Annotated in this window: 5 protein-coding genes; 1 reads left to right on the forward strand and 4 read right to left on the reverse strand. The window is 34.1% G+C overall.

The features are described 5' to 3' along the window. Positions 1-206 precede the first annotated feature (206 nt). From NI466_RS15525 to repM, 4 genes are all read right to left on the reverse strand, one after another. Positions 207-836, reverse strand: coding sequence for a hypothetical protein (locus NI466_RS15525; RefSeq protein ID WP_180078948.1), 630 nt, complete (start codon positions 834-836; stop codon positions 207-209). A gap of 210 nt (positions 837-1,046) precedes the next feature. Then, the gene (locus tag NI466_RS15530) at positions 1,047-1,190 is read right to left on the reverse strand and encodes a hypothetical protein (RefSeq protein WP_001125247.1); all 144 of its coding nucleotides are present in this window, start codon (positions 1,188-1,190) and stop codon (positions 1,047-1,049) included. A gap of 18 nt (positions 1,191-1,208) precedes the next feature. Then, positions 1,209-1,763, reverse strand: a complete 555-nt coding sequence (locus tag NI466_RS15535) for a plasmid replication DNA-binding protein (protein WP_253173990.1) — start codon at positions 1,761-1,763, stop codon at positions 1,209-1,211. Then, positions 1,756-2,712 carry a replication initiation protein RepM gene (gene repM, locus NI466_RS15540; RefSeq protein ID WP_005166868.1) on the reverse strand — a complete coding sequence of 319 codons (957 nt, stop codon included), beginning with the start codon at positions 2,710-2,712 and terminating at the stop codon, positions 1,756-1,758. The genes NI466_RS15535 and repM overlap by 8 nt, the downstream gene beginning before the upstream one ends. 1,054 nt (positions 2,713-3,766) lie before the next feature. Here repM and NI466_RS15545 point away from each other — a divergent pair. Next, positions 3,767-4,135 carry a plasmid mobilization protein gene (locus tag NI466_RS15545; protein ID WP_253173991.1) on the forward strand — a complete coding sequence of 123 codons (369 nt, stop codon included), beginning with the start codon at positions 3,767-3,769 and terminating at the stop codon, positions 4,133-4,135. The last annotated feature ends 212 nt before the right edge of the window (positions 4,136-4,347 follow it).

Consider the following 4,347-nt stretch of genomic DNA (forward strand, 5'->3'; position numbering starts at 1 on the left):
CTAAAAGATAAGAAATCAAAGAATATTGAATAAACCATTGCATAGAGATTCTTAAATTTCCCTAAAATTAACATAATACACGTTATACGAAGTTAAAAAATCGAGTCTAAAAACTTAATTTTTATGTATTTTTTTTAAATTAAAACCTAGGCCAGTGCCTAGGTTTTTTCATTTCGTATAACAGCCATTATGTTAAATAAAAGGCTTTATAAACTACTAATTTTAAAGTCTTCTAATGTTTTGCCTTTTTCATTTAATAAATTATGAACAAACTCAGGATCCAACTTGAGCATAAGATCAATAGCATCATGTATTTTCCAAAAATGTAGTTTAGGATGATCAATTATTTGAGTTAAATGATTTTTTATCAAAGGAATATATTCACTATATTTATACTTTTCAATTACCCAAAATACACCTGCGATATCAAATGGTTGAGTGTTAGATTTTTCGATAATTTTTTGTATAGGAGGGAATATTTTACTTCTAGCCTGCTCACTAAATCCTAAGTCAGCTTGGGTTGCCCAATAGCTGACAAAAGCGCGAAGTACATGCTGCAGTGTATCATCATAACCATGTAAACGATGATCTATATAACCGTCTAATTTATTCTCATTTAATAAATTTACTAATACATCAAAACCAGATGACTGTCCCCAATGAGTCAAAAGTTTTGCTGCTTCAAAGACAGTATTTTCATCAGAAGAATTTAATAAATTTATGACTTTTTCTATACGATCTTCAGGAATATCTTCTAGATCTAAATCGGTTGCATCACATGCGTAATCTGCATGAGTAGGAACGTCATGCAGTAATACAGAAATTTCTTTATTCATTAAGCCACTCATTAATAATTATCTTAAGATTTCCTAAAATTAACATAATACACCTTATACGAAATGCGTTATAATTATCCTTATAATTCAATGTGTTAACTGATACAAAAAAGCCGAAATCAGTTGAGTTCGGCTTTTTTGTTGAATACTACCGTTCCACGCTTAATCTTTAATCAATGTTCCACGATTTTGATTAGCTCAATTGAATAATCAGGATGCCTGGTCTTTTTCTTTTTGGCGTTCATCCAGCTCTTTCTTCAGCGCCTTTTTATCCTGGTACGATGCAATCAGCATGATCGGGATCAGCAGCGGGGCCACAATAATTCCCAGGGCAATGTCTTTCAGTTTCGGCATGATCTCTCTCTTGATTGCTCAGTCATGATCAAAAACAGCATTCAGTACACGGCCAAATAAGCCACGTTTTTTCTTTGTCTCATAATGTGTATTTGGTATGTGTCTTGGTGTTTCATCAGGATGTATTTCTAATGTTTCTTGAGATTTATTGATTTCAATATCTTTATTATTATCAATAGCTTCATTTGTTTCATTACTATTGTCGCATGGTGCATCATTGGATTGTTTCATTGGTGCATCATGAGATTTTTTTTCTTCAGACTCTTTATGCCCTAATAACAATTGAAAGCGGTCTATTTGGTCTAAATAGCGTTTCTCACGATCTTTATATGACTCAATCTCCTTTTTCATAAAATCAACAAGCTGACGTAAATCTGCATCATCCTTAGATTGATCAACTTCCTGTTTTTTTTCATGCTTTTTGATTGGCTCTCCAAAGCATCGGATGACTTCTGCAATATCAAAAAGACCATCAGCGCTTCGAGATATACGCCCTTCTTTTATGGCTCTATATAACGTAGAGCGACTGACGTTAAAGCGATTGGATACTTCACTTAGTGATAACTTAGCCATTTACTACGTCCTTTTTACTTGATGGCATATATCCCACTTTTTTTAGATACGGGTATAGTTCTTTTATTCGGTTAGGGTTTTGCAGCATCTCAGCAATACGAATAGCAAATTGCGGATAGCTTTCAGTTCCCTGGGAATACCGCCCCATTTCGGGTAGCTCTGAAAGCTTATTTGCAAACATGTGACGTTGTGCATCAGTCATTTGGGTAAAGAAATCTACCGTGTTTGGATCTCTTTCTGAAGGTATCGAATCAATTTTTTTATGCTTAAAAGTGAATGATAAGGCTGAGATAGATCTTCCTGTTTTGTACTGTTCATATTTTACATGTATATCAGTGAGCTCATTGATTTGCTTTATGGCTGGTTCTAAAACACGACTTTTAAAATTAACCATTTTTTGATATTCATTAATCTCAAGTCCTAATTTTTCTCTGAAGTCAGATAAAGAAATTACAGGGGTTTTTCCTACATTTCTCCAAGCAATTAGAAACTCATATAAACGAATAGCATATTTGCTAGTTAACTGGGCAACCTGTTTAAGTTGATAGCTCGTAAAGTGCTTTTCCAATCTTGTGATAAGAGGAACAACATCTGGTGCAAAGGTAACTTCTAATGTAGCAAGGTCATCAATATATGCAATTCGGCTAACCCAGCGGGATTTGACTACAATTTCTTTGTTTGTATCTTTATGAATTTCCTTAAAAGAGAACTTTCTTTCAAAAAGATTATTAACTGCATTTTTTAGAGCGTTATACGCTGCTTCTTTGGTGACATCAAAGCGAGAAGCATAATCAGAAGCATGAATCTCTAATTTACTGTCAGATGAGATCCCTTGGCCTGTTTCTCTTGCTCTTATTATTGATAAAAGGATAAGCCGTTGCTCGGTTACTTCGAGATTATAACTGGCATTAATTAAGGCATTATCTTTTACTACTAAGTCATTTTTCATAAGACTACATAGGTTATAAGTGTTATTAAGACTACATTAGCATTCGATGTAATCAAATGCAAAGAAATTGTAGTCTTATGACAAAGAAATTGTAGTCTTATGACAAAGAAATTGTAGTCTTATGACAAAGAAATTGTAGTCTTATAAGCCTTGAAAGCCTTGCAAGAAAGGGCTTTCAGCATCTCTAAAAGCATTTAAAAACTTTAAAATAATTAAAAGCACAGGGAATGAAAAATTGCCCTTGGTTTTCGCTACGCTCAAACTCTATTGAATCTCGCTTTCGCTCGATTCGTTGGGGCAATTTTTGGCTCAATCCTAGAAATGATTTAAATATTGTTAAGAGCAAAGTCAAAACAATAAGAACAAATGGATTCGCTTCGCTCATAGAGCTTTTTTGCTCGCTTCGCTCGATTCAGGATCAAATTTTCATATGTAATTAAAAAGTTTTTAGATTCTAATATTTAAAAGACTGTTTTTCAGAGAGTCTAAGCGCGAATTTCAGCGATTTCACTCGTAGACACTCGTTCTGTACCTTTCACTGTGAATTGGAGCTTAAATCGCAAATGAGTGCATTTAGAAGCTAAGTTTTATAGGGATTAGATAAAGTTTTTACCTTTTGTATGGGGGCCATATATGCATTTTCAGGATCTTTTCTTTTGATTGAAGAACGTATCTTTTAACTTGGTGACGTCCAGCTATGATTTGTTTCTACTTCATCATAGATTTTCAATAATTAGGATTATCTAAGATTTTTTAGGAATTTTTGAGAATTTTTAGGAATTTCTAGGAATATTTGAGAATTTCTAAGAATTTCTAAGAATTTCTAAGAATACGTGGAATTTAGAGTTTTGGGCCTGTTTGGATAGTCGATTTCTAGGAATTTTTAAGAATTTTTAAGAAAGTACTTAAGGGTAAAGTCGGCAAGATGTGTAATGTTATATAACATGGCAAGCCTTGGTTATATAAATTACCCTACTTATTCGCTTTCAGCTCAACGTGGCATCTTGTCCTGCGGAGCTTTTGGCATAGCCAAAATGTACTGGAAATCAAAAAAATGACTGAACAGAAAAAGCCAAAACGGATACGCCAAAAAGTAATTCAAGTTGTGGTAACTGAAGCTGAAAAAAAGCAAATTGAAGAAAATGCTGCTCAGGGAAATTTATCAGCTTCTCAATATTTGCGTGATCTTGGTTTGGGCTACCAGCCTAAAAGCCTGACGGATGTAAAAACAATCCAGGAGATCCGTAGCCTAAAAGCAGATATGAATAAAGTGGGAGGGCTACTGAAAAACTTAATGAATGGAGAGCTAAGTGATCCGAAAGAGATCCGATCTAAAGTAAACGGGCTGCTGCTGGATTTTTCCAGGAACCAAAATTCAATTGATTTATTCATTTCTAAAGTCAGATCCGCGATCAAGTTTTAAAAAAGTGTAAGGTGTGTGACCTTGTATAGGGGCGTTAGCCTGATGATGTAAGCCCCAAGTAGAACTGTTCTCGATAAATAATGAGCTAATTAACAGTACATATTCGGCTCACAATATGAGCCGAATTTGTGCTATATTTAACTCATCTTAGATTTTAGATGAGAGAGATTGAAAATGCAGAAATGGATTTGGCAAGCAGAAAACTGGACAAA

It is taken from the genome of Acinetobacter lwoffii (assembly GCF_024129595.1).
Lineage (GTDB): Bacteria > Pseudomonadota > Gammaproteobacteria > Pseudomonadales > Moraxellaceae > Acinetobacter > Acinetobacter lwoffii_O.

Bases quoted from the DNA above. Each gene is read 5' to 3' on its own strand.
- NI466_RS15525 (WP_180078948.1), bottom strand. From the start codon at position 836: ATGAATAAAGAAATTTCTGTATTACTGCATGACGTTCCTACTCATGCA.
- NI466_RS15530 (WP_001125247.1), bottom strand. From the start codon at position 1,190: ATGCCGAAACTGAAAGACATTGCCCTGGGAATTATTGTGGCCCCGCTG.
- NI466_RS15535 (WP_253173990.1), bottom strand. From the start codon at position 1,763: ATGGCTAAGTTATCACTAAGTGAAGTATCCAATCGCTTTAACGTCAGT.
- repM (WP_005166868.1), bottom strand. From the start codon at position 2,712: ATGAAAAATGACTTAGTAGTAAAAGATAATGCCTTAATTAATGCCAGT.
- NI466_RS15545 (WP_253173991.1), top strand. From the start codon at position 3,767: ATGACTGAACAGAAAAAGCCAAAACGGATACGCCAAAAAGTAATTCAA.